At 41.7% G+C, this 23,732-nt stretch carries 24 protein-coding genes and 1 tRNA gene; 13 read left to right on the forward strand and 12 right to left on the reverse strand.

Annotation, left to right across the window (positions count from 1 at the left end; genetic code table 11):
• Window positions 1–73: 73 nt before the first annotated feature.
• Window positions 74–490, forward strand: coding sequence for a VOC family protein (locus SJY38_RS00670; protein ID WP_121638041.1), 417 nt, complete (start codon window positions 74–76; stop codon window positions 488–490).
• A 70-nt stretch (window positions 491–560) separates the two neighbouring features.
• Here the strand turns inward: SJY38_RS00670 and SJY38_RS00675 are convergent, their stop codons facing one another.
• Complete coding sequence (locus SJY38_RS00675) at window positions 561–1,217, reverse strand: LiaF domain-containing protein (protein WP_377109078.1); 657 nt, start codon at window positions 1,215–1,217, stop codon at window positions 561–563.
• Between the two features lie 317 nt (window positions 1,218–1,534).
• Between SJY38_RS00675 and SJY38_RS00680 the strand changes: the two genes are divergently transcribed.
• The 4 genes from SJY38_RS00680 (at window position 1,535) to SJY38_RS00695 (ending at window position 3,519) form a co-directional block, all read left to right on the forward strand.
• On the forward strand, window positions 1,535–2,101 hold the full coding sequence (locus tag SJY38_RS00680; protein ID WP_377109080.1) for a BON domain-containing protein: 567 nt from the start codon (window positions 1,535–1,537) through the stop codon (window positions 2,099–2,101).
• Between the two features lie 65 nt (window positions 2,102–2,166).
• Complete coding sequence (locus tag SJY38_RS00685) at window positions 2,167–2,325, forward strand: YqaE/Pmp3 family membrane protein (protein ID WP_004587604.1); 159 nt, start codon at window positions 2,167–2,169, stop codon at window positions 2,323–2,325.
• 269 nt (window positions 2,326–2,594) lie between these two features.
• Window positions 2,595–2,671: transfer RNA gene (locus SJY38_RS00690), tRNA-Ile, on the forward strand.
• Window positions 2,672–2,937: 266 nt separating this feature from the next.
• A complete protein-coding gene (locus tag SJY38_RS00695; protein ID WP_377109082.1) occupies window positions 2,938–3,519 on the forward strand; it encodes an outer membrane beta-barrel protein in 582 nt (193 codons plus the stop codon).
• 72 nt (window positions 3,520–3,591) lie between these two features.
• Here SJY38_RS00695 and SJY38_RS00700 read toward each other — a convergent pair whose 3' ends face one another.
• A complete protein-coding gene (locus SJY38_RS00700; protein ID WP_377109083.1) occupies window positions 3,592–4,413 on the reverse strand; it encodes a DUF4437 domain-containing protein in 822 nt (273 codons plus the stop codon).
• Window positions 4,414–4,557: 144 nt separating this feature from the next.
• Here SJY38_RS00700 and SJY38_RS00705 point away from each other — a divergent pair, with 144 nt between their 5' ends.
• Window positions 4,558–5,511, forward strand: coding sequence for a LysR family transcriptional regulator (locus tag SJY38_RS00705; RefSeq protein ID WP_377109084.1), 954 nt, complete (start codon window positions 4,558–4,560; stop codon window positions 5,509–5,511).
• Between the two features lie 195 nt (window positions 5,512–5,706).
• Window positions 5,707–7,587 (forward strand): methyl-accepting chemotaxis protein, encoded by a 1,881-nt coding sequence (locus SJY38_RS00710; protein WP_377109086.1) that lies wholly within the window; start codon window positions 5,707–5,709, stop codon window positions 7,585–7,587.
• 113 nt (window positions 7,588–7,700) lie between these two features.
• Here the strand turns inward: SJY38_RS00710 and SJY38_RS00715 are convergent, their stop codons facing one another.
• A complete protein-coding gene (locus SJY38_RS00715; protein WP_004588643.1) occupies window positions 7,701–8,030 on the reverse strand; it encodes a 5-carboxymethyl-2-hydroxymuconate Delta-isomerase in 330 nt (109 codons plus the stop codon).
• 168 nt (window positions 8,031–8,198) lie between these two features.
• Between SJY38_RS00715 and SJY38_RS00720 the strand changes: the two genes are divergently transcribed.
• The 6 genes from SJY38_RS00720 to SJY38_RS00745 all read left to right on the forward strand — a co-directional run bounded on the left by SJY38_RS00720 (window position 8,199) and on the right by SJY38_RS00745 (window position 13,160).
• Window positions 8,199–8,681, forward strand: a complete 483-nt coding sequence (locus tag SJY38_RS00720; protein WP_004588642.1) for a CreA family protein — start codon at window positions 8,199–8,201, stop codon at window positions 8,679–8,681.
• A 9-nt stretch (window positions 8,682–8,690) separates the two neighbouring features.
• Window positions 8,691–9,464: a hypothetical protein gene (locus SJY38_RS00725; RefSeq protein WP_377109088.1), complete on the forward strand. Its 774-nt coding sequence runs from the start codon at window positions 8,691–8,693 to the stop codon at window positions 9,462–9,464.
• Window positions 9,465–9,475: 11 nt separating this feature from the next.
• The gene (locus tag SJY38_RS00730) at window positions 9,476–10,102 is read left to right on the forward strand and encodes a LysE family translocator (protein ID WP_054983275.1); all 627 of its coding nucleotides are present in this window, start codon (window positions 9,476–9,478) and stop codon (window positions 10,100–10,102) included.
• Between the two features lie 15 nt (window positions 10,103–10,117).
• Window positions 10,118–10,612, forward strand: a complete 495-nt coding sequence (locus SJY38_RS00735) for a gamma-glutamylcyclotransferase family protein (RefSeq protein WP_273611685.1) — start codon at window positions 10,118–10,120, stop codon at window positions 10,610–10,612.
• An 11-nt stretch (window positions 10,613–10,623) separates the two neighbouring features.
• Complete coding sequence (locus SJY38_RS00740) at window positions 10,624–12,165, forward strand: serine hydrolase (protein WP_138579473.1); 1,542 nt, start codon at window positions 10,624–10,626, stop codon at window positions 12,163–12,165.
• A gap of 77 nt (window positions 12,166–12,242) precedes the next feature.
• Entirely contained in the window at window positions 12,243–13,160 is a 918-nt protein-coding gene (locus tag SJY38_RS00745) for a histone deacetylase family protein (protein ID WP_377109090.1), read from the forward strand.
• 48 nt (window positions 13,161–13,208) lie between these two features.
• Here the strand turns inward: SJY38_RS00745 and SJY38_RS00750 are convergent, their stop codons facing one another.
• The 9 genes from SJY38_RS00750 to prmA form a co-directional block, all read right to left on the reverse strand.
• Entirely contained in the window at window positions 13,209–13,502 is a 294-nt protein-coding gene (locus tag SJY38_RS00750) for a hypothetical protein (RefSeq protein WP_377109091.1), read from the reverse strand.
• Between the two features lie 2 nt (window positions 13,503–13,504).
• Window positions 13,505–14,314, reverse strand: coding sequence for a DUF2797 domain-containing protein (locus SJY38_RS00755; RefSeq protein WP_055252638.1), 810 nt, complete (start codon window positions 14,312–14,314; stop codon window positions 13,505–13,507).
• A 28-nt stretch (window positions 14,315–14,342) separates the two neighbouring features.
• Window positions 14,343–16,883, reverse strand: a complete 2,541-nt coding sequence (locus SJY38_RS00760) for an EAL domain-containing protein (protein ID WP_377109093.1) — start codon at window positions 16,881–16,883, stop codon at window positions 14,343–14,345.
• A 374-nt stretch (window positions 16,884–17,257) separates the two neighbouring features.
• The gene (gene purD / locus SJY38_RS00765; protein WP_377109095.1) at window positions 17,258–18,541 is read right to left on the reverse strand and encodes a phosphoribosylamine--glycine ligase; all 1,284 of its coding nucleotides are present in this window, start codon (window positions 18,539–18,541) and stop codon (window positions 17,258–17,260) included.
• Between the two features lie 16 nt (window positions 18,542–18,557).
• The gene (locus SJY38_RS00770; RefSeq protein ID WP_121638028.1) at window positions 18,558–19,379 is read right to left on the reverse strand and encodes a class I SAM-dependent methyltransferase; all 822 of its coding nucleotides are present in this window, start codon (window positions 19,377–19,379) and stop codon (window positions 18,558–18,560) included.
• Window positions 19,380–19,476: 97 nt separating this feature from the next.
• Window positions 19,477–21,063, reverse strand: a complete 1,587-nt coding sequence (gene purH / locus SJY38_RS00775) for a bifunctional phosphoribosylaminoimidazolecarboxamide formyltransferase/IMP cyclohydrolase (protein WP_377109097.1) — start codon at window positions 21,061–21,063, stop codon at window positions 19,477–19,479.
• Window positions 21,064–21,253: 190 nt separating this feature from the next.
• Window positions 21,254–21,544, reverse strand: coding sequence for a DNA-binding transcriptional regulator Fis (gene fis / locus SJY38_RS00780; RefSeq protein WP_002957804.1), 291 nt, complete (start codon window positions 21,542–21,544; stop codon window positions 21,254–21,256).
• Between the two features lie 19 nt (window positions 21,545–21,563).
• Window positions 21,564–22,535 carry a tRNA dihydrouridine synthase DusB gene (gene dusB / locus SJY38_RS00785; protein WP_004588630.1) on the reverse strand — a complete coding sequence of 324 codons (972 nt, stop codon included), beginning with the start codon at window positions 22,533–22,535 and terminating at the stop codon, window positions 21,564–21,566.
• A gap of 282 nt (window positions 22,536–22,817) precedes the next feature.
• The gene (gene prmA, locus SJY38_RS00790; RefSeq protein WP_004588629.1) at window positions 22,818–23,699 is read right to left on the reverse strand and encodes a 50S ribosomal protein L11 methyltransferase; all 882 of its coding nucleotides are present in this window, start codon (window positions 23,697–23,699) and stop codon (window positions 22,818–22,820) included.
• Window positions 23,700–23,732 lie beyond the last annotated feature (33 nt).

Genomic DNA, 23,732 nt, shown 5'->3' on the forward strand with positions numbered 1-23,732 from the left:
AAAAAAAGTGCTTTACCTAAAGTTAGCTTGAGGTTTTATCTTGTGTTTAAGCAATCAACTAGGGTAAATAATAATGAAATTAGAACACGTACATTTAGTAGTAAACGATATAAATGCCATGCTTAAATTTTACCAAGCAGCCTTTCCTTATTGGTCTATCAGAAGTGAAGGGCATAACACTTGGTATGGTAAACCTAAGCGCTGGGTACATTTTGGCGACGATAATCACTACATTGCTATAAGCGATAATGGCGAGCATAAAAACAGAGATTTGGCAGGGCACCAAGTCGGACTGGCTCACTTTGCTTACGTTACAAACAACCTAGATGCTGTTATACAGCGCTTAAAGCACGCCGGGTTTAACATTGATAAAGAGGGCGCAGAAAACCCTTTTAGAAAAAACGTATATTACTTAGACCCAGCCGGGTTCGAGGTTGAGTTTGTGCAGTATATGAGTGACATTCCAAGCGAGCGTAATAACGACTTATAAAATAGGCAGTAACTAACGGTGTAGAAAAGCGCATAATATGGCTTTTCTACCCATTGTGTTTTTACCCGTATTATTTATTACTCACCCCAAGCTGGGCCTTTAAATCATTAGCAAAACTCACAAACTTTTCTTTAATGGTGCGTTTAACTTTTACCTCCACCGAACCTAAAACTGTTTTACCTTCTAGGTTAATTGTGGGGCCTTGGCGCTTATTAAGCGACACCGTTTTGTTTTCAAAACTACCTAATATACAAAACATTTTAGAAACTACATTGACGTGCTCTGGTACGTAAATTTCTTCGCTGCCAAAAATACAATTTACATGCACGGTAACATGTTGGTGGGCAAAAATGGCATCAGTAAAATCTAAAACAATCGACCCCATATAGTTTTGAATATAAATATCTTTAGGCACCACCCATTGGCCGCTACGCTCGCTTAATCCTAAAATGCTTCGCAGTGTTAAGTTTTCTTCATCCGCTTGTTGGGCACTGTAGTTAGGGGCAAATTGCGTTTGCTTTTGAGCACTGTAGTGGGTATCTGTAGTAAGGGTTAAATCCTCTACTAAATTAAGTAGCGCGATATTATCGGTTGCTTCCATTGCACTGTCTAAACGCCTTTCAAAGGCTTCAGCTGAAATAACGCCATGGCTGTAGTTATAAATAAGTTGATCTATCACTTGTTCGCGAACTTGCTCTATTGGGCGGTCTTCAATTTTTACAGACATGGGAATAATCCTTTTTATATGAGTTACCACTGTACATAGCAAGTGGTGTACCAAAAATTAACTATTTATATATCAATGGCTTATTATTTTAGTAGCGCCGCTTAATTTATTATATTAACGATAGATTAACCAGAACAGCAATATAATCGTTATTTTCACCACTTAAGAAAGTTTTACCTAATAGCCTGTAAATGTTTACTCGGAGGTATTTTTATTTATACCCAATAAAATAGCTAACATCATGAATTTAAAGTGTTAATAAAGTTGGCCTAAAGCTCGCATATATAAAAGTGTCTTTAATCAAAAGGAGAAAGATTATGAAAACATTCAACAAATCTATGATTGCGGCTTTAGTTCTAGGTACTACAGCTATGGGTGCTCAAGCGGGCACTTGGGAAAATGAAAGTAAAGATGCTTGGATTGATGGTAAGGCAGAAACAGTGCTTCTTATGAACACTAATCTAAACAACTTTGACATTAACACTGATGTAAAAAATGGCAAGGTAGTACTTACAGGTAAAGTAAACAGCGACCTTGATAAAGAGCTAGCTGAAGAACTTGTAATTAGCCTAGATGGCGTATCTGATGTAGAAAACAACCTAACTGTTGTGAAAAACATGGATATGGACGACAAAGATCGTGATGCTATGGATGATGATGATAACGACTTAACTGACGCTAAAATCACCACAGTAATTACTACACGTTTCTTATTTGACTCAGAAGTTGACGGTACAGATATCGACGTTGATACCGACAACGGTATAGTAAAACTTAAAGGTTCTGTTGAAACAGAAGCTGAAAAGCAGTTAGCAGTAAAAATTGCTAAAAATGCTGAAGATGTTCGTGACGTAGTAGATGAACTAACTATTGTTGCTGAATAATACACTATACTAAAAAGCCCAGCTTAGCTGGGCTTTTTGCTTGTCAATTTTAAAGGAGCTACATCATGGATATCATTCGTATAATACTGTCGATTTTATTACCGCCACTGGGTGTATTTTTACAAGTTGGTTTAGGTATGCACTTTTGGCTAAATATTTTACTAACTTTACTAGGTTACTTCCCTGGTTTAATTCACGCTATCTACATTATTGCTAAAAAATAATGTGTGGTGTGTTCAATGTGAGCCGGCCACTTTTTTATAATTATTAAAATTGTAAAAAAGCGGCTTACATACTTCTGCGTTTATTTTTCTGTTATTTCCTGCCTATTCGCATGCAAAAAGATTACTATTTAAGCAGTCAGCTTACTGATTGTTAAAATAAAGGTTTTTGCTAGTGACAAGCCTTAAAAAACTTTTTATACTGCAACCCGCTTTAGTCGCTCAGTGGCTAAACGCTTCAAAAATTAACTACCTCGTAGTTATACAAAGTTGGCCCCTTAGCTCAGTTGGTTAGAGCACACGACTCATAATCGTTAGGTCCCCAGTTCGAGTCTGGGAGGGGCCACCACTTTTCAAAGCTTTCCAATTTTTAAATAGTTATAGCCAATACAAAATATTCTCTACTATACTTTTTTATACAGCATTTAGGTTAGTTGTTTACGTGCCTATACCGTCTCTATTATTCAAAAGCCAGCTTCAATCATTTTTCTTTTTTACTAATAACAGCGACATATGTTGGTTCGGTTGCTAGATTCATATTTGCAATCAAGAACCTAGTTGTGTACTTTTTAGGGGCAATTTAAGGTTGTTAAAATAAATTTAAAAGGAAGTATTATGAAAAAGAATAAAATTGCAATCTTGCTAGTGACTGCTGTTATTACAAGCCCAGCTGCTTTTGCAGAGTCACCTAACTTTAACTATGTTGCTGCAGGTTATCTTGACGGTGATATTGATGGCGATGATGCAGATGGATGGACATTTGATGGTAGTACGCTATTAGGCGAAAACTTTTTCCTATCTGGTCAATACCAAACTCTGGGTAATTCAGATGATGGTGTTGATGTGGACTTAAACTGGCTTAGTGCTGGAATAGGTTATCGCACAGCTATTGGCGCGAACACTGACTTTTATGGTTTAGCAACTTACGAAAACGTAGAGCTAGAGGCATCGTATCGTGGAAGTCGTGCTTCGAATGATGAAAATGGCTATAGTCTATCTGTAGGTGTTCGCTCTATGGTAAGTGATAATATTGAGCTAGATGGCCGAGTAGGCAATGTCGATATTGCAGATGAGAGTAAAACATCTTTCAGTGTGGGCGCACGTTACTACATTAATAACAACGTTTCACTTGGGGCTAATTACACCTCATTGGACGAGCTAGATTTAGTTAGCTTAACTGCTCGTTATAGCTTTTAAGTATTAATAAATAAAAAAAAGCGCACTAAACAGTGCGCTTTTTTTATGCCATTTACTTTTTATAAGTAGTTTCTAATTTACTTGGTACTTACTGTTAGTACGAATGTAAATAGTGGCTGTTTTGTCGCTAGTGTTCTCAATCGTGTGGGTAAAGTTACCGGTTGATTCTACATAGCTGCCTGCGCTTAGGTTTTGCGCTTTATCTTGCTCGCTTGAGTTGTACTCAACGGCGCCGGCTATAACAACAGCACGAAATTCGCTTGCATCTGTTTTTATTTCACCTTTAAAGCCGGCAGGAAGTTTAATCATTGAGCCGTTCATATCGGCTGTACTTCCCCAAAGATAGGCGGTTTGCACGCCTTGGGCGTTAATGTCGTTTAAATCGCTGCTGTTTAACCATACCATGTTGTCTGCATGTAGGTTTAACGGGCGCTCACCATTATCAAACTGGGCATTAGTTGGTTTAACTAAGTACGGCCCCGAGTCGATTTCTAAGTAAATTAAATTTGTTTCAGCATTGGCTGCAGTGGTGTGGTTTTCACCTGCTGGTTGTGTCCAAAACGAACCCGCTGGCATCCACATTTTTTCGGCTGTTGGGTCGTCATTATGCATTTGCCCTTCAATAACGATACCGCGGTAGGTAATGTTGTGAATGTGCGGCGGAGATTCAAAGCCTTTTTTAAAGCGTACTAACATGCCTGTTGCAGTGTCGGTTGTGCGGTTTCCCCATAAATCTGCAGCGCCAGGGCTTTTATCACCACGTAGCGGGTTTAAGTAACCCCAGTCAATATTGCTTGCAGCAACAACTTTTGATGCGCTTTGCTCTGCAGAGACTGGCGTTGATATCAGTGTTGCAACCAGTGCAAGAGTTGATGCGTTTAGTAAAAATTTCATTTAAAAGCTCCGTTAAGTTGGTATAGCGCTATAGTACGGCTTAAAATTCAGTCAATAAATGGGCATAAGTTAAATACACTTTCGCAAAAACGTGGATAATAACGTTATAGTTACGCATGCTGGTTTATGTAATAAGAGGGTTTGATGAAAATAGCTGATTTACAAGTATTACTCAAAGTGGCTGAGCTGCAATCAATTACAGCTGCTGCAAATCAGTTAGATATGAGCTCATCGGCTGCAAGTGTCTCGTTAAAGCGTATAGAGCAGGCGCTTGGGGCACAAATATTTGTGCGCACAACAAGGCAAATTCGCCTCACGCCTGAAGGGGAACGGTATTTACCTCTGTGTCAGCAGGCACTCGATTTATTGCAACAAGGGCAAGTGCTTATTCATGAGGAGCAGCAATCTATTAGTGGTGAAGTGCGATTAGCAGTGTCATCGGAAATGGGGCGCAACCTTATGCGGGTATTACTAAATAATATTATGGATAAACACAGTGAAGTGACGCTGCGCTTACAAGCAAGCGACAGTCGCGCTGATTTTTACCGTGATGGAATTGATGTTGCGCTGCGCGCCTTAACTAAAGAGGCCGCACAGGAGCTAAATTTATACGGCTTTAAAATTTGTAACATTGCACACGTGCTATGCGCCTCGCCTGATTACATTAAAAAGCACGGTGAGCCGTTAACGCCAGATGACCTACTGAATCATAATGCCCTTTTATATAAGCTCTACGAGGTAGTGCATGATGGGTGGGAGCTGTATAACGATAACCAAAAATACAAGGTTAAAATGAGCAGCGACCGCGCCGTTAACGATGGCGATATAGTAAGGCGTTGGTGTGTTGATGGCACCGGGATAGCCAAAAAATCGGCCATTGATGTAGCTGAAGATTTATTAGCTGGCAGGCTAAAAAGGTTAATGCCCGATTACAAAATCCCCCTCACTGAAATGTGGTTAGTACTACCTAGCCGCCAGCTTATAACGCCTGCCATTAGGCTTATTCGTGATGAGTTAAAACACACTATTAGCCAATTAAGAAAAAACCTGATTGCGCAAGGGATAATTAACGAGCAAGAGTGGCCCGATTCCCCCTAGTGCTTCTTACGCGAGGTTAGTGTTGCTAGCCTTGCGCCTTTAAAATTTAATTCGCTTTCCTGTGGTGGATTAAATTAAAATACACGCTCTTCTTTTATGTTCTATTTTTCTAATTATTGGGCTTATTGCTCAGCCGATCCTATATTTATTCTAAGCAAGTGTTAGTTAAGTCCTTTATCCATTTACAGGTATCGTATGTTACTTAAACAAAAAGTTTATATTAGTCTTATTTTGGCTATTGTTGTGCCGTTAGCGGTTTCTACATTTTTATTCTCAAATAGTATTCAAAATCATACCGATGAAAAGCTCGCAAAGGTTGATTTACCCACCGCACTGAGTGAAGTAAAAAGCAAAATTGAACTCGAACTTGCCACACCTATAATTGTTGCCAAAGAAATTGCGCAAAACAGCTTTGTTAAACAGTGGCTAAGCAACGGTGAAAGTGAGCAAGCAAGAGCCGATTATATTAATTATTTAGCCAGTATTAAAAAAGATAACAACGCAGTTATTGCTTTTATAATTTCCAAAAACACCAACAACTATTACACCGATATTGGCATATCTAGACAGATAGATAGAAGCGAAGAAGTATGGTTTGATCAGTTTTTATCCTCTAACAGACCCTTTGAGATAGCACTGGATATAGATAAAACCACAAATAGCATGGTGGTTTTTATTAACTATGCACTGCAAATTAATGGTGAGCGTACCGCCATTACCGGCGTAGGGCGCTCGCTCGATTCTATGATCAACTTAATTAACGAATACCGTATTGGCGAAGCCGGGGTGGTGTATTTGGTCTCTGATGAAGGTGAGGTAATGCTTCACAGTGACAGAAGTAAAATGGGTCAAAAAATTAATATTAACGATATTAAAAATGGCGCCATTATTAGTAAAACAATGGCAGGCGAAGATTATGTTGTGTCGAGTACGCCTATTGAGTCATTAGGTTGGCATTTAGTGGCAGAAGTGCCCGAGCAGCAGTTATACGGGCCAATAAATAGTGCCATTAATAGCAATTTATTATTTGGTGTGATCATTGCCATTATTGGCTTTGCTCTGGCCAGAGTTTTAGTGTCGCAAATATTTAAACCCATTGAAAACATAACTGCTGCAGTGAGCGCGTTAACTAAAAAAGATGGCGATTTAACCGTAAGGCTGCCTACTAACGATAACAACGAAATATCAGAACTTGCCGCTAACTTTAATTTATTTTTAGAGCAGTTACATGGCATGTTTAAGCAAGTGTCGGACTCAGCAAACCATGTTAAAAGCATTTCAGAAAATGTGTTAGTACAAGTACAGGGCGCGGCCAACTTGGCCGAGGTACAATCATCTAGCACGCAAACGGTGGCGGCAGCCGTTAACGAAATGGAAGTAACCGTACAAGACATTTCAAACAGTGCCAGTAACGCCTCTGACATTGCGACTTCAACAGAAGAAGCGACTCATAAAGGGGTGGAGTTTGTAAATAGCACGATAAAGCAAATGGAGCAGCTAGAAAACGCCATGGCTACCTCGGTTGCCTCGGTAACTGAGCTTTCAGGAGAGATAAAGTCAATTACGCAGGTGCTTGATGTTATTAAAGCAATATCGGAGCAAACTAACTTACTGGCGCTCAATGCTGCCATAGAAGCCGCGCGGGCAGGCGAACACGGCCGTGGTTTTGCCGTTGTAGCCGATGAAGTAAGAACCCTTGCTATGCGTACTGCAGAGTCGACCGAGCAAATTAACGAAATGATAGACACGTTAAATTCTAAGGCTTCAAGTACGGTGTCGGCTATAGAGCTTGGCAGTAAAAATACCCTAGAAAACGCCGAACGTTTAAAAGTAACGGGGAGTACCTTAACGGGTATATCTCAAGAAATTGTTACGCTAAGTGAGCTAAATAGCTCAGTGGCAACAGCCACCCGCGAGCAAACGTTGGCTACCTCAGAAATTAGTCAAAATGTGGTGATGATTTCTGATTCTGCTGAGCAAACAAAACAAAATATGAAAACCTCAGAGCAGTTATGCAATGGGCTAAATGAAGAGTCGAATATATTAAAAGACTTACTGGGTAAGTTTACGCTTTAAAAAAAGTGACAACATTAAGCTAAAAAACGCGTTGTAACTTAGTTAATCTAAGCTTTGGTTAAGAGGTTTATTATCCAAAGTTTAGGTTAATAACAACGCGTTTTTTAAAAGGGTTAATTTTTACGGTAAATTTCGTGTTGAATGTCGTAAATATTAACGCTTAAGCTGTCAGAATCTCGGCAATAAGTTTTTAAACACTCAAGCAAGCTCTCGCTTAACATTTGTTTTTGTTCAATAGAGCGCCCGGCCATGATATGCGCCGCAATATGAATAAACCCTTCTTTTCCTTCACCTAGCTGGTATTGCTGATAAGCAATAGCGCGGGTTTTAATGGTTTCTAAGTCAAATAAACCACTTTGAAAAGTCGCGTTGTGCACTTTTTCAACAAGTACTTGCGGTAATACAGGAAGATCTTCAGAGTGTTCAATAATAATGTGCGGCATTTACGCGTTTCCTATTATGAGTTACTACGTGGGCGTACGTATAATTGTACCAAAGCCTGAACTGTGCGCTAACCCCTCAATGGCCTAAATTTAGTTGTATTAATTTTTGATGGTAGTATAAAAACAGTCACGTGAACCTTCGCTTATAAAGCAAAATTAAGGATTAATATGAAATTACCTCACCGCTTTAAACGTTTAGCTGTGCTATTAAGTGCAGTGGTTACCTTAAGTGCCTGCTCAGATGATGTTGCATCGGTGAGCTTAGGGCTGTTTACTACTAAAGATGTAGTGGTAAATTCCCAGCAAGACCCGTTAGTGAAAGGGGTTACGTGCCATATTAGCCATATTGAGGCCGACCTAGATTTTTCAGATCCCTCTGATATGTCTATTGCGTGTCGCCAAACAGGGCCAATTACAGCCGATATGTTACAAGCAATAGATCGCAGTAAGTCGGGCGAAGTGGTGTTTAAGTCATCAAAAAGTATTTTATTTAAATCGCTAAAAGTGCGCCGTATTTACGATGCACAAAACCGCACATTACTGTACTTATCGTACTCGACTAAAGAGTCGAGCGGCAGCCACCACCACGCACTTTCAACTGTGCCTTTATACAATACACAAGCTTGGAACTGGGCACTTGAACAAAAATAAGAGCACACTATGTTAGCGTTATTTAAATCAAAGCCGCTGCTAGAACAAGCCGAGCAGCAGTGGCTAATTGATACCTTTATTTGGGCGGTAGAGCACTTTGATGCTGCATTTTTTACCAAGCACACGCAAATAATATTGCCAACGGTGGCGCATTTTCCTGATTCGGTATCGAGTATTGAGGAAATGGCCACTAAGGTATTTGTACGAGTACGTGATTACGCAGGTATGAGTGCGTGGCCAATACAATTAGTTGCGCCACAACAGTTACAGCCGCAAGTATTTCCGCATTTTGAATTTGCTGAGCACTTACGCGGAGAGCAAAGCCAACTTATTGTACCGCCAAGCCATACGATTAATATCTCATTTAACACTAATCAAATTAATCAGCCGCAAGATTTAGTAGCCAGCTTTGCCGGCACGCTGGCTACTGTATTAATTCATCATGTTGGGGTGTTACCGCCAGGCGGTAAAGACTACTTGCCACAAGCAGCAGATGCGCTGGCCTGTTTTTTAGGGTTTGGGGTAATGATGAGCAACACTGTGTATCAATTTAAAGGCGGGTGTGGCTCGTGCTATAACCCTTATGCTAATCGTGAAGCGAAACTAAGCGAAACCCATACTGTATTTATGCACGCGCTGATTAGTTATTTTAAAAACGATCGTGACTCTAAAAAACATTTAAAGCCACATTTGCGCAGCCAATTTAAAAAAGCCCAAAAAGAGATCAAAGCATTAGTTGATAATTCTGCTAATCCGCTATTGCTTGCCTATGCACCAACTTAAACCGGATACTTGTGAACTACTTAGACGAATTTTTACTGATTGCCATCGCCCACTTTTTTGCAGTAGCCAGCCCAGGCCCCGACTTTGCCGTGGTGCTCAAACAAAGTATACAGCAGGGCAGGCGTAACGCCCTATGGACAAGCGCTGGCGTGGGCGCTGCTATTTTATTACACGTAGGATACTGCGTATTAGGGGTAGCGCTAATTTTAACGCAATCGCCTAATTTATTTATGGCATTAAAGTACGTTGCGGGGGCGTATTTAGCCTATTTAGGCGTACAAGCATTAAGGGCTGCCAAACCACCGGTAAATAAAACAGACAACATAGAAAACAAAACAACCCCACAAGAAAGCGTATGGCATGCATTTAGACGTGGCTTTTTAACCAACGCGCTTAATCCTAAAGCCACTCTCTTTTTTATGTCGTTATTTACCTTAGTTATTAGTGTAACTACACCAACTAGCGTGCAAATTGTGTATGGGGTTTATATGGCTTTGGCAACGTGGGTGTGGTTTTCTATGCTTTCTTTAGTGTTGTCAAAACCCAGTGTACGGGCGTTTTTTCAAAAAAGCGGCTATTGGTTTGACCGGGGTATAGGTGTTATTTTAATTGCTTTAGCCATCCGTGTAGTAATTTAACCCTAGGGAGAAGTCATGCCTATTTATAATTTTTCGTTTGGATCGAATATGTCCTCTAACCGCTTGCTTGCGCGTTTACCAAAAGCAAAGCGAGTCGGCACGGCTGTACTAAAAGGCTACGAGCTTACGTTTAATATGTTATTTAAAGATGGCTCGGGCAAGTGCAGTATTCAAAAAAGTGATGACAAAAACGCCTTGGTATATGGCGTGGTGTATGAACTTGATGAAGCCGAAAAAGCAATTTTAGACACCATAGAGGGCCCAGGCTACGATTGCGTGGCTATTAAGCCCGCTTTGTTAGATGGGGAGCAAATAGAGGCCCACTGCTATATTGCTAACACCCACGATAACGATGTACTGCCATACGACTGGTATATTCAGCACGTTCATCGCGGGGCGCTTGAGGCGGGCGTACCAAAAGAATACAGTGATGCAATACTTAATCGGCCGCATAAGCCCGATACAAATAAAGAGCGTGCTGATATTGAATTTGCAGTGCACCAAAAATAATAAGGATAATCATGAAACTCACCAAATTAGCCAGTTTAGCGTTGCTTGCCAGTGCCACTTTTAATAGTTGGGCACAAATTAATACCACGGACTTAGAAGAGGTTATTAACACCTCAATGGCACGCTTTGACGTACCGGGTATGGCGGTAGCGGTTGTGCAAGACGATAAAGTTGTATTTGCCAAAGGGTTTGGGACAAGCAACCTCAATACAAATGCAAAAGTGAACAAAGACACACTTTTTGGTATTGCCTCAAACACAAAAGCGTTCACCAGTGCAGCGCTGGCTAAGTTGGTTGATGAAGGTAAGTTGAGTTGGGATGACAGGGTAATTGACCACTTACCTGAGTTTAGGTTGTACGATTCCTACGTCACCCGCGAAATGCGTGTTCGTGATTTATTAAGCCATCGCAGTGGCTTAGGGCTTGGGCAGGGCGATTTAATGATTTGGCCAAGTACTGATAAATCTATAGAGGATATTTTAGCCGGCCTACAGTATTTAAAGCCAGCCAGCAGCTTTCGCAGCCAGTATGCCTATAACAACTTAATGTTTGTAACCGCAGGCGAAGTGGTGGCACGTGTATCAGGTATGAGCTGGAACGATTACATCGAAAAAAATATATTACAGCCTTTGCACATGGATAACTCTCGCGCGGGCTTTTCGCGTATTCCAAAAAGCAATAAAAACTGGGCAATTGGCCACATACCAATGGATGGCAAGCTCAATCCTTTTTTTGTTAACTACCTAGAAGATTTTAGAGGCGCAGGGGCTATTGCATCAAGCGTAAACGATATGAGCCAATGGTTACTAACGCAGTTAGCTGGCGGAAAAATGCCAAGCGGCGAGCAACTATTTAGTGAAAAACAGCAAGCGCAAATGTGGCATCCGCATATTACCTCTATGGCTTCTAAAAGTGCGTATGAGGCCTATCATCAGCAATTTAGAGGCTATGGGCTAGGTTGGAGCATTGAAGATTACCACGGCTTTAAAAAGCTAGGCCACGGCGGGGGCATTTTAGGTATGGTGTCGCAAGTCACATTATTGCCTGAGAAAAAACTTGGCATTGTTATTTTATCTAATCAGCAAGCATTTAGTGCACTTTCGGCAGTAACCCACGAAGTGCTTGAAGATGCCCTTGAACTTGAAGATAAAGACTGGGTTGAAGAGTTGGCTAAAAAACATTTTGCGAGTAAACAAAAAGCCTACGCCAATGCAAAACCCGACACCCCAGCAGATTACCAGCCACAGTTACCTAATATAAATTACACCGGCACGTTACATGACGATTGGTACGGCGATGTAATTATTGAGCAACTCGATGGCAAACTACGTATTGATTTTACCCATACCAAACGCTTAAAAGGCACGCTTGAGCATTACACAGGTAATACGTTTATTGTTAAGTGGGATGAAAAGCTACTCGAGGCCGATGCGTTTATTCGTTTTGATATGGGCGCAAACAACCGTGTTAATAGCGCAAAAATGCGCGCCGTATCAACAGCGGTAACAGACTTTAGTTTTGATTTTAGAAACCTTAATTTAAAAGCTAAGTAGTGATGCTATACACCAAAGTCGCAAAGCCACCGTAAGGTGGCTTTGTTATATTAAGCACTCACATTAAAGGAGCGTTTATGCGTACTGCAGTTATTTCACATCCTCATTGCCGTAAACATAAAATGATTGACGATCATCCTGAGTGCCCAGAGCGCCTAGACGCTATTGCAGATAGACTTTTGGCAAGTGGGGTAGATATTGGCTTAACGCATCTACAAGCGCCTAAAGCGCAGCGTGAGCATTACTTATTAGCCCATGATGAGTCATTAGTTAACCTTGTGGAGCGCTTAGTTCCTGAGCAGGGGCTACATAACCTTGATGGCGACACCTGGCTTTGCCCTGATTCGTTTAAAGCGGTAGAGCGCGCCGTAGGAGCAGGGTTGTTGGCTGTAGATGAAATACTCGCAGATAAACTCGATGCGGCGTTTTGCGCTGTACGCCCGCCAGGGCATCATACCAATGCACACGCTTCTTCTGGGTTTTGTGTATTTAATAATTTAGCAATAGCAGTTAAGTATGCTCAAAGCAAAGGCATTAAGCGTATAGCAATAGCTGATTTTGACGTACACCATGGTAATGGCACCCAAGACATATTTATAAACGATGAAAACGTATTACTTTGTTCGTTATTTCAATACCCATTTTACCCAAACACAGCCGTAAAAAATAACAGCCACATAGTTAATTCCCCTTTGCCAATTGCCAGTAGTGGCGATGATTTAAAAGAAGTGTTTAATACCCAATGGTTGCCAAAATTAGAAGCCTTTAAGCCAGAGCTGCTATTTATTAGTGCAGGGTTTGATGCCCACCTAGAAGATGACATGGCAAGTTTAAAGTTTGTAGAAGATGACTACAGCTGGCTTACAGAGCAATTATGCGACGTTGCAAAAGAGAGTGGCTGCAAAGGTGTTATATCTTACCTTGAAGGGGGCTATGCGCTATCAGCATTAGGAAGAAGTGCTGTAGCGCATATAAAAGTGCTTAGTGAGTACTAAGACTAATCCGCAATAATACTTAATTAAGCGAATTGGTATAACTAAGGTTTATAAACCCAGTAAATCAAACGCCTGCTTGGTATTAAGGGTTTTAATTTTGCCAAGGCAGCATTGCCCTTCATTTAATAAATAAGTAGTGACCAGTTGCGCTAGCTGCTCCTGTGAAAGAGGGGCGCATGCAGCGCCGTGTAGGCCAACGTACTCACCTTGCTTGTTTAACACGCGCACATTACTAAGCTCACTTTGCGTAACGCTGTGCAAAAACGCTTCTTGTTCTTGTTTATCGTGCGCTATTTCAAGCTCATTATAAACAATTAATAATTGTGGAAAGCTGTTTAGCATACTTACCCTACTGTTACCTCGTATGAGGTAAATTTACGCACATTAATAACGCCAGTATCAAAAATTAAGTACTGACCTTTTATACCTTGCAGCACGCCGCTTACTACTGGGTTTTTATCAAAATTAAACGAGCTAATTTTAGTGGGGTACTCTGTTACCGGAAAGTTTAAATCAACCACGTCTTCATCAAGTTGCTCTATGGCTGTGGCACCAAATAACTCGCTTAGCTCGTTTAATTTATCGCTAATTTGCGGGATCAGCTCTGCCGCGGCGGCTTTAAGGTCAATGGCTTCGTTTTGGCCCTTTAGCATGTTACGCCAATTGGTTTTATCGGCAATAAACTCGGCCAATGCCACCTCAACTAAACCTGATTGCAAACGTGTTTGTACTTTAAAAATAGGCAGTGCTTGAGTGGCGCCTTGATCAACCCAACGTGTCGGTATTTGTGTATGGCGAGTAATGCCTACTTTAAGCCCTGAGGTATTGGCTAAATACACATAATGCGGGATCATGCAGTTTTCTTCGCCCCATTGCGGCTCGCGGCAAGTGCCTTTATCGTAATGGCAGGTTTCTGGTTTCATAATGCACATATCGCAGCTAGCAAGCTTGCGCATACACACAAAACAGTGGCCTTGCGAGTAACTCTTTTTGGTTTTTTTGCCACAGTTTGAGCATAAAATGGTACCGCTAAACGTCAGCGTTAACTCTTTACCAATGAGTGCGTTTAGGTCGACTAGGTTGTCGCCCACAGGAAGATGATATTGAACCGGCTCTGTTAAGCTCGATTTTAATTTACGCAAAGTGCCTTGCATCTTTACTTGGCCCCTAAAGATGTTGATATTAAAACGTGGAGTTTAACATCTTTAAACTGTATTGGCTTTTTAAGAAATACAAATAGTCATCTAAGGGAAGGGGCTTAGCGTATAGGTAACCTTGCGCTCTGTCGGCCCCCATTTCTTTTAATAAGTGGTGCACATCTTGGGTTTCTATGCCTTCCATAGTTATAGATAGCCCTAGGTTATGTGCCATATCTATAGCGGTTTGCACAATCACTTTATTGGCGGTGTTATTCGTTAAATCAAATACAAACGATTTATCTACTTTGAGCTCCGTAAAGCGATAATTAACCAAATAACTTAGCGATGAATAGCCAGTGCCAAAGTCATCAAGGACCACGCGCACCCCTAAATCAGAAAGCTCATTAACCAATGAAATAAGCGCTTCGTGGCTTTCGACTAATGCTGACTCCGTTAATTCAAACTTAAGAAGCTGCGCCGGAACTTGGTATTTTATAAGGACGTTTTCGACTTTTTCGGCTAGGTTTTTAATCGACAGATTTTTAGCACTTAAATTTACGCTAATTGGGTGATCGTTATAGCCTTGCTCGGTTAGTTTGAGGATATCCTTACAGGCTTGCTCAATAACCCATAAGGTAAGCTCGTTAATAATACCTGTGTGCTCAGCAAGGGTGATCAGCTCTTCTATCGGTACGCCTTTAAAAGCCGGGTCGGGCCAACGTAGCAGCGCTTCGGCGCCACATACTTGATTAAAGTTCAACCCTATTTGAGGCTGATAATACAACGCTAGTTGGTTGTCTTTAATTGCTTTTTGTAATTTAGCGGCCAATGCCACATCCATTAATATATTACTGCCGTTAGAGGCGCTTACTACTAAATCGTTATTACTTTTAGCTTTTTTAAGTGCCAAGTAACCCCGTTTGGTCCAGTATTCAAAGTCGTCACTGTGGGCTGCGCTACTAATCCCTATGTTATAGGTAAGTTGTAAGTTTAAACCTTGAATTTCGTATTGCTTGGGCAGGCTATTTATAACTTTAATTAAGGCCCCTTCAAGTGACTCCTGGTTTTGGTTTTTAGTAGATATGCAGGCAAATACCCCGCTGCCTAAGTCGGCTAAGCGGGGGCTGTTATTAAAATCTGTATCGAGATTGGTAAATTCGCGCTCATGGCTAAGCTCTAACTCTATTTGTTTAGCCACGTGCTTTATTAAAGTGTAGCCTTGCGATGGGGTAATAATGGTATTGAGCGAGTTAAAATGGCGAATTTTAATTAAACACAAGGTGGTATTTCGCCCCTGTGCTTGTAAGCTCATAAACGCTTGTTTTAATTTGGCACTGTTAAGTAATTTAGTTTGCTGTGTATGTGTAGCATGATAAAGCGCACGCTCGCGCTGGTAGCGCACTCTATCGGCAAGTGCCATAGCCATTAAAATAACTTCACACAATATAGCCACTAAAAACGCGTGACGAATCGCAAAGCTATAATCCAAATAGCCCGTTAATTCTAACGGCTGTATTGCCGCGCCAACAATGAGGGGAACCCACGAAAAAACGTAAAACTTCGCCCACCTAAAGCCCGTGCGTAGTTTGTTATAAATTAAAATAACACACGTAATATATAACAAGCTTAATACACAAAAAAAGATGGGTGCTGCAATGTACTCGGGTATAAATAAAGTGGTGATTGATAATAAAGATATTAAAATAAGTAGCGCTTTACTCATTTTATAGCGCCAGCATTTGTCCTTGTGGTAGCGCAAAAACATGGTGCAAAAGGCGAGCGTAAAAAAGGCCATTGCGTAGTTTGAAAAAATCACTTTTTCGTGTAAGTACAATTGCCACTCTAGGGGCCACAAGTAAAAGCCAAAGCCCATTACAATGCCCATTAAACACAGCGCACTAATTATATAGCCTATATAAACTAAATAAACGCGGTCTTTAATCCCAAAATAAAGCACTAAATTATACAGAGCAGCCATTAATAAAACGCCGGCAAATATCCCCCAAATGCCGGTTTGCGAGCGAACTAAATCAACAAATTCTTTATGGCGATACAAATTAACCGGCGTTTTGCTGATCCCCGTTGTATCTATTTTTATGGCTAAGCGCTCTGTTGTTTTACTCTCAAGTGCAAAACGTATATGCGGTACGCTATATTGAAAAAGCGTGAGAGACTTTACTTTATCACCTAATTTATAGCTTTCTATAAGCTCATTTCTTTTGTTTAACCGATACACGCTTAGGTGATCAACCATCGGGTTATCAAAATGGGCAACAATGTCTTGAGCATCTAAACTTTTATTTTCAAGGTCTATAAATAGCCAATAGTTTTGCTGCTTAAAGCTCCATTGAATATCGGTTAACGGCTGGTGGGTGATTAGCTCGGGATTTAAAATAATATCGTTGAGTGTGTGAGATTTACTTTCATCTATGTAGTAGGCAAAGTCTAAATATACAGGCGTGGTTTTATCGATGGTATAGCGAGTCGGCACAACCAGGTTAGAAGCGAGTGTGCTAATAATATAAAATATGAAAATCAGTATGGCTATGGCCGCGGCATGATAACGTAAAGTTTTCGTTTCCAACGTTGTATACTTGTAATAAATCTTTTAATTAGTGTAGCACTAAAAAAGCGCATATAAACTGCGCTTTTTTAGTTAAATTTTTAGGGCCTGCTTATCCTTCAGGATTAAAATTTGTTCTAACTAGGGACGATTTAATCGTGGCGCGAGGTTTGTAACCTAGTGGGCTAAGTAAAAACCGAGCAACAAAGAGTTAATCGTCCCTAGGACGAACCTTCGTGCAGCGCGTGTTTGGTATTTATACTGCGTTATCGCCTATTTATGGGGAATAACCACACTACATAGGCTCTGCCTTGCCTAAATGCCAAACACACTGCTGCAAATTTAATCTCGAAAGATAAACAGGCCCTAAGTTAAACCAATAATTTAGTTACAGGCTACTGCTCTCGAGCAATCGCTCTGTAAGCAATATCGGTGCGGTACTCCATACCTTCCCAGCTAATTTGTTTTACAAGCTCGTATGCACGTTGCTGTGCCTCGGTAACGGTATTGCCGAGTGCCGTTGCACATAATACACGTCCACCTGCGGTGACAACGTTTTCGCCATCTTGCTTAGTACCCGCATGAAATACTTTTTCATCAGCAGGGTAGTTAACTTTAAGGCCTGATATTGCATCACCTTTAGGGTAATCACCTGGGTAGCCTTTAGCGGCAATTACAACACCTACGGCTGCGCGCGGGTCAAACTCAATGGTTGTTTTATCAAGTTCTTCGCGGTTTGCCGCTTCAACTAGTTCAACTAAGTCTGATTTAAGACGAAGCATCATAGGTTGCGTTTCTGGGTCTCCAAAACGACAGTTGTACTCAATTACTTTAGGCGTGCCTTGAGCATCAATCATTAAGCCTGCGTATAAAAAGCCAGTGTAAGGATGGCCTTCGCTTGCCATACCCTCAACGGTAGGAACGATTACTTCGTTCATAATGCGCTGGTGGATTTCGTCGGTTACTACAGGTGCCGGTGAGTATGCGCCCATGCCGCCAGTATTTGGACCTTCATCGCCATTGTATGCACGCTTATGATCTTGGCTTGTTGCAAATGGCAAAATGTTTTTACCATCAACCATAACAATAAAAGAGGCTTCTTCGCCTTCTAAAAACTCTTCGATCACGACGCGGCTGCCAGCCTCGCCAAAAGCATTACCGGCAAGCATATCGCGAATAGCATCTTCAGCTTCGCGTTCATCCATTGCCACAATAACGCCTTTACCAGCTGCTAGGCCATCTGCTTTTATTACAATTGGCGCGCCTTTTTCTTTTAAATAAGCAAGGGCAGGGTCAATTTGTTCAAACGTTTGGTAATCAGCGGTTGGGATGGCATGGCGAGCTAAAAAGTCTTTAGTAAACGACTTAGAGCCTTCTAGCTGCGCTGCACCGGCTGTTGGACCAAAAATAGCGAGACCGTGTTCACGGAACTTATCTACTACGCCTAATACAAGCGGTACTTCAGGACCAACAATCGTAAGTTCTACATTGTTTTGTTGTGCAAAGCTTAATAGGCCATCTAGGTCTTCAACGTTAATTGCAACGTTTTCTAGTTTTGGCTCAAGTGCAGTACCGGCATTACCCGGTGCTACAAATACAGTGTTTACTTTCGTGTTTTGAGCGGCCTTAAACGCAAGTGCGTGTTCGCGGCCGCCGCTGCCAATGACTAATACATTCATGGCGAAATATTCCTATTTAAAGCGGTTTTTTAAATTTCAGCGTCATACGGTCGCTTTCACCAATAGCTTTGTATTTATCAGCGTCTTGTTCGCCAAGGCGTAAGCTAGGTGGTAGCGTCCACACCCCTTTAGGGTGATCGGCTGTATCTTTTGGATTGGCGTTAATCTCACTGCTTGCAACTAATTCAAATCCAGCTTTTTTAGCTAAATCGACCACGTAACTTTGCTTCATGTAGCCGGTTGATTTTTGATCCCCATCAGGTCGGCTTTCATCTAAGCGGTGTTCAACTACACCTAATACGCCACCTGGTTTTAACGCTTTATAAAAAGACTTAAATGCACTGAGTGCGCCTTTAGTGTCTTTACCCATGTACCAGTTATGTACATTGCGAAAGGTTAATACCATGTCGGCAGTGCCGGCAGGGGCAATATCAGTGTGCGTTAATGGGGCAAACTCAGAAATTTTTACTTTGCTAAAACGCTCATCTTCGGCCACTTTTTTCTTAAAGCCAGCTAAAGAGCGCTGGTAGTAACCTACCGATGAATCACTCGGAAAATGCGCTGCGTAATATAAGCCTTGCTCTTTAAGTGCTGGGGCTAAAATTTCGCTGTACCAACCACCGCCTGGGGCAATTTCAACCACAGTCATTGTTGGTTTAAAACCAAAAAATGCCAGTGTTTGCTCAGGGTGACGGTATTCATCGCGGGCGCTATTTTTAGCGCTACGCTCGCTTGATTGAATAGCATGGCTAAGGCTTGACTCATGGTTATGGCTAAGTGCCATTGTTGAGGTCAGCGTAAGCGAGGCAACAAGTAGTGACTTTAGTGCAAATTTCATCGTTTGTTCCTTAACATTTTATATAGGTGTTGAACCAGAATACGTGAATTGATTGCAAACAAAAAGGGCTAAACGTTGTGTTTAACCCTTTGTGTGATTAGTGGCGGAAGTGGCGCATGCCGGTAAATACCATCGCCATGCCAGCTTCGTCAGCGGCGGCGATAACTTCTTCATCGCGCATTGAACCACCCGGTTGAATAACCGCAGTAATACCAGCGGCTGCGGCTGCGTCTATACCATCACGGAATGGGAAAAACGCATCTGATGCCATTACAGAGCCAGGTACTTCTAGGTTTTCATCAGCGGCTTTAATACCCGCTATTTTAGCTGAGTAAACACGGCTCATTTGGCCTGCGCCTACGCCAATGGTCATACCGTCGCGAGCATATACAATCGCGTTTGATTTAACAAACTTAGCCACTTTCCAGCAAAATAGTAAATCTTTAAGTTCTTGCTCAGAAGGCTGGCGCTTAGATACGACTTTTAAATCGCCTTGGGTAACCATGCCTAGGTCGCGGTCTTGTACTAAAACACCGCCGTTAACACGTTTAATATCGTGGCCAGTTGCTTTGCCGCTCCATTGACCACACACTAATAAGCGTACGTTCTTTTTCGCTTCAACAATTTTTGCTGCTTCGCTTGAAACGCTAGGAGCAATAATTACTTCAACAAATTGACGCTCAACAATGGCTTGTGCTGTTGCAGCGTCAAGCTCGCGGTTAAAGGCAATAATGCCACCAAACGCTGAGGTTGGATCTGTTTTAAAGGCGCGGTCGTATGCACTAAGAATATCTCCGCCAATTGAAACGCCACACGGGTTTGCGTGTTTAACAATAACACATGCAGGTACATCAAACTCTTTAACACACTCAAGTGCTGCGTCGGTATCTGCAATGTTATTAAACGACAGGGCTTTACCTTGTAGCTGAGTAGCTGTTGCAACAGACGCTTCGCTTACGTTGTTTTCAACATAAAAAGCAGCATCTTGATGCGAGTTTTCACCGTAACGCATATCTTGCTTTTTAGTGAACTGCATATTGATAGTGCGTGGGAATTTAGTCTCTTCAGCGGCTTCTTCAGTGTAATCAGGTACCATTTTGCCAAAGTAGTTAGCAATCATGCCATCGTACTGAGCTGTGTGCTCATACGCGGCAATGGCTAAATCAAAACGTGTTTTGTACGTTGTTGAGCCATTGTTGCTTTGCATTTCGCTAATAACGCGCTCGTAATCGTTTGCGTTTACCACGATGGTGACGTCTTTGTGGTTTTTAGCAGCTGCACGAACCATGGTAGGTCCGCCAATATCAATGTTTTCAATAGCATCTTCAAGGCTGCAGTTTTCTTGAGCGACAGTATTCGCAAAGGGGTATAAGTTAACTACAACAATATCGATAGCAGAGATGTTATTATCTGCCATTACGCTTTCATCTTGTCCGCGACGCGCTAAAATACCGCCGTGAATTTTAGGATGAAGGGTTTTTACGCGACCATCCATGATTTCAGGATGACCTGTGTGATCTGATACTTCAGTCACTTTTATGCCGTTATCAGCAAGGAGTTTGCAGGTACCGCCAGTTGATAAAATATCTACACCTTGCGCTTCTAGTGCGCGGGCAAATTCAACAATACCGGTTTTATCAGACACACTTAATAGTGCGCGACGAATAGGACGATGAGTATCCATTGTAGTTTAATTTCCTCAGTTAATGAGCTAGCTTAGAAGCGGGCATTTTAACTGATTACTACTCAAAAAACGACTTATAAAGCGCCAATAAGCGTGAGCATTTTGCAACATCTCAACTAAATTGTACGCATAAAAAAAGCACCCGAAGGTGCTTTTTTAAAATTAGCTGCGATAACTCACAGCCAGCATATTAGTTCATGCCGTATTTTTTAAGCTTTTTACGTAAAGTACCACGGTTGATACCTAGTAAAATTGCCGCACGAGTTTGGTTACCACGTGTGTATGTCATTACTTCTTCAAGTAATGGCGCTTCTAGCTCTGAAAGAACAAGGTCGTAAACGTCTTGCACATCTTGACCGTTAAGCTGCTTTAAATAGTGGTGAACAGCTTTTTTTACTGCATCACGCAATGGCTGCGGTTTCTCGTGTGACTGAACATGAGGGTTTGTGATAAATGGAGAAGTCACGTTTTGTTCGAACATTATTTAATCTCTTTCTTTCTTAGTTAGCTGCTAGTGTTTTAAAGTATTGCGTTAATGCGTCAACCTGTGCTTGTGGGTTGTCGAGCGCATTAAATACTCGCCTAAACTGACCGTCACTGTCATGGGTTTGCAAATACCAAGATACATGTTTGCGAGCGATTCGCGCTCCCATTGGCTCGCCGTAAAACGCATGGAGGTTATCTAAATGCTCCATTAAAATACTTCGCACCTCTGAAATAGCAGGTGGTGGTAAGTGTTCTCCAGTTCGCAAATAGTGGTCTATCTCCCTAAATATCCAAGGGCGACCTTGGGCGGCTCGGCCAATCATGATGGCATCTGCACCCGTATAGTCCAAAACCTGCTTTGCTTTTTCTGGAGATGTAATATCACCATTAGCAACCACAGGTATCGACACTGAGCGTTTTATATCCCTAATCGTGGCATATTCTGCTTCACCTTTGTACATACATGCGCGTGTACGCCCATGTACGGCAAGTGACGCAATGCCATAACGCTCAGCTATTCTCGCAATCTCTACACCATTACGGTTGTCCTGATCCCATCCTGTACGGATTTTAAGTGTGACCGGGATATCAACAGCGTTAACCACTGCATCAACTATCTCTTCCACAAGTTCAGGAAACTGTAATAATGCAGAGCCTGCGAGTTTCTTGTTCACTTTTTTTGCTGGGCACCCCATATTGATATCTATGATCTGTGCACCGTTAGCAACATTGAATTGTGCGGCCTGCGCCATAAGCTCAGGATCAGCTCCTGCAATTTGCACCGCGCGTATACCCGACTCACCGCTGTGATCCATACGGTTCATCGATTTTTCAGTTTTCCAAACCTTCGGGTTTGACGATAACATTTCAGACACGGCCAAGCCTGCGCCTAAGCGGCGGCAAAGCTGTCTAAATGGTCTGTCTGTAATACCTGCCATTGGCGCGACTATTACATTATTCTCAAGTTGGTATGAACCGATACGCACTGTATTCAATAGGCCTCTTTTCAAGGGGCGCTAAGTTTACGGTTTTTTTAGGAAAAATCAAAGGCTATAAATTGAACAAAAGTGACTTTTTTTTGCCCTTTTCGTATTGACTTTTGATAACCGCATGACAAGTGGGTCGATTTGTTTGAAATTTAAACAAAAAATAATTTTGTCAAATTATGCGTGCTAATTTTCTAACTGTAAAAAAATAGTAAAGCCTGTTAAATACAGGCTTTACATGCAAGTTTTGAGTTAAAACTCTAAATTTATAAATGTATGCGGTTAGCTATTTTTTGTACCGCTTACACGGGTCCAATCACCCTCTAGTGCAATATCGTCAAGCTCAATAAACGGTGCGTAAATATCGGCAACCGATTGGGCTTGTTCTTCTAATATGCCCGACATAGCAATTTTGCCACCCGGTTTAAGTAATCCCAAAATTACACTGTGAAGCTCACGCAGCGGCTGCGCTAAAATATTAGCGACTACAATATCAGCACTAAACTCAGGTTGGTTTTCTGGTAGGTATACCTCAAGCTTATCGGCTACGCCATTACGTTGTGCGTTATCTAAGCTTGCTTCTAGAGCTTGCGGGTCGATATCAATACCTATCATGCGCTCTGCGCCAAGTTTAATGGCTGCAATACCTAAAATGCCCGAGCCACAACCAAAATCAACTACCGTTTTGCCGGTTAGGTCTTGGCTTTCTAGCCATTTAAGGCACAGTGCCGTTGTTGCATGCGTACCCGTACCAAACGCAAGGCCTGGGTCGAGCAGTACATTAACTGCATCTGGGTCTGGAATGTCGCGCCAGCTTGGGCATATCCACAGTTTTTCGCCGAACTGGATTGGGTGAAAGTTATCCATCCACTCACGTTCCCAGTCTTTATCTTCTAGTTGCTCAATTTTGTATACCAGTGTGTCTTTAATTTCATCATGACGCTTAAGTAATGCAATTACCGCGTTCATATCATGATTGGCTTCAAATAGACCAATTACAGTGGTATCGGCCCAAAACTCAACGGTACCAATTTTAGGCTCATAAATAGGTGTGTCTTTAGCGTCAATAAAAGTAACAGAGGCGCTGCCTGCTTCCATTAATAAGTCACTCACTGCATCTGCGGTAGCAGCATTGGCATTGATACGGATTTGGATCCAAGCCATGGTTGATTCCTTTAAATAGAAAAAAGGCCGCTA

The sequence above is a fragment of the Pseudoalteromonas sp. R86517 genome, from assembly GCF_042466295.1.
Lineage (GTDB): Bacteria > Pseudomonadota > Gammaproteobacteria > Enterobacterales > Alteromonadaceae > Pseudoalteromonas > Pseudoalteromonas atlantica.

Excerpts from the sequence above, each read along its gene's own strand:
- SJY38_RS00670 (WP_121638041.1), top strand. The coding sequence starts at position 74 with ATGAAATTAGAACACGTACATTTAGTAGTAAACGATATAAATGCCATG.
- SJY38_RS00675 (WP_377109078.1), bottom strand. The coding sequence starts at position 1,217 with ATGTCTGTAAAAATTGAAGACCGCCCAATAGAGCAAGTTCGCGAACAA.
- SJY38_RS00680 (WP_377109080.1), top strand. The coding sequence starts at position 1,535 with ATGAAAACATTCAACAAATCTATGATTGCGGCTTTAGTTCTAGGTACT.
- SJY38_RS00685 (WP_004587604.1), top strand. The coding sequence starts at position 2,167 with ATGGATATCATTCGTATAATACTGTCGATTTTATTACCGCCACTGGGT.
- SJY38_RS00695 (WP_377109082.1), top strand. The coding sequence starts at position 2,938 with ATGAAAAAGAATAAAATTGCAATCTTGCTAGTGACTGCTGTTATTACA.
- SJY38_RS00700 (WP_377109083.1), bottom strand. The coding sequence starts at position 4,413 with ATGAAATTTTTACTAAACGCATCAACTCTTGCACTGGTTGCAACACTG.
- SJY38_RS00705 (WP_377109084.1), top strand. The coding sequence starts at position 4,558 with ATGAAAATAGCTGATTTACAAGTATTACTCAAAGTGGCTGAGCTGCAA.
- SJY38_RS00710 (WP_377109086.1), top strand. The coding sequence starts at position 5,707 with ATGTTACTTAAACAAAAAGTTTATATTAGTCTTATTTTGGCTATTGTT.
- SJY38_RS00715 (WP_004588643.1), bottom strand. The coding sequence starts at position 8,030 with ATGCCGCACATTATTATTGAACACTCTGAAGATCTTCCTGTATTACCG.
- SJY38_RS00720 (WP_004588642.1), top strand. The coding sequence starts at position 8,199 with ATGAAATTACCTCACCGCTTTAAACGTTTAGCTGTGCTATTAAGTGCA.
- SJY38_RS00725 (WP_377109088.1), top strand. The coding sequence starts at position 8,691 with ATGTTAGCGTTATTTAAATCAAAGCCGCTGCTAGAACAAGCCGAGCAG.
- SJY38_RS00735 (WP_273611685.1), top strand. The coding sequence starts at position 10,118 with ATGCCTATTTATAATTTTTCGTTTGGATCGAATATGTCCTCTAACCGC.
- SJY38_RS00740 (WP_138579473.1), top strand. The coding sequence starts at position 10,624 with ATGAAACTCACCAAATTAGCCAGTTTAGCGTTGCTTGCCAGTGCCACT.
- SJY38_RS00745 (WP_377109090.1), top strand. The coding sequence starts at position 12,243 with ATGCGTACTGCAGTTATTTCACATCCTCATTGCCGTAAACATAAAATG.
- SJY38_RS00750 (WP_377109091.1), bottom strand. The coding sequence starts at position 13,502 with ATGCTAAACAGCTTTCCACAATTATTAATTGTTTATAATGAGCTTGAA.
- SJY38_RS00755 (WP_055252638.1), bottom strand. The coding sequence starts at position 14,314 with ATGCAAGGCACTTTGCGTAAATTAAAATCGAGCTTAACAGAGCCGGTT.
- purD (WP_377109095.1), bottom strand. The coding sequence starts at position 18,541 with ATGAATGTATTAGTCATTGGCAGCGGCGGCCGCGAACACGCACTTGCG.
- SJY38_RS00770 (WP_121638028.1), bottom strand. The coding sequence starts at position 19,379 with ATGAAATTTGCACTAAAGTCACTACTTGTTGCCTCGCTTACGCTGACC.
- purH (WP_377109097.1), bottom strand. The coding sequence starts at position 21,063 with ATGGATACTCATCGTCCTATTCGTCGCGCACTATTAAGTGTGTCTGAT.
- fis (WP_002957804.1), bottom strand. The coding sequence starts at position 21,544 with ATGTTCGAACAAAACGTGACTTCTCCATTTATCACAAACCCTCATGTT.
- prmA (WP_004588629.1), bottom strand. The coding sequence starts at position 23,699 with ATGGCTTGGATCCAAATCCGTATCAATGCCAATGCTGCTACCGCAGAT.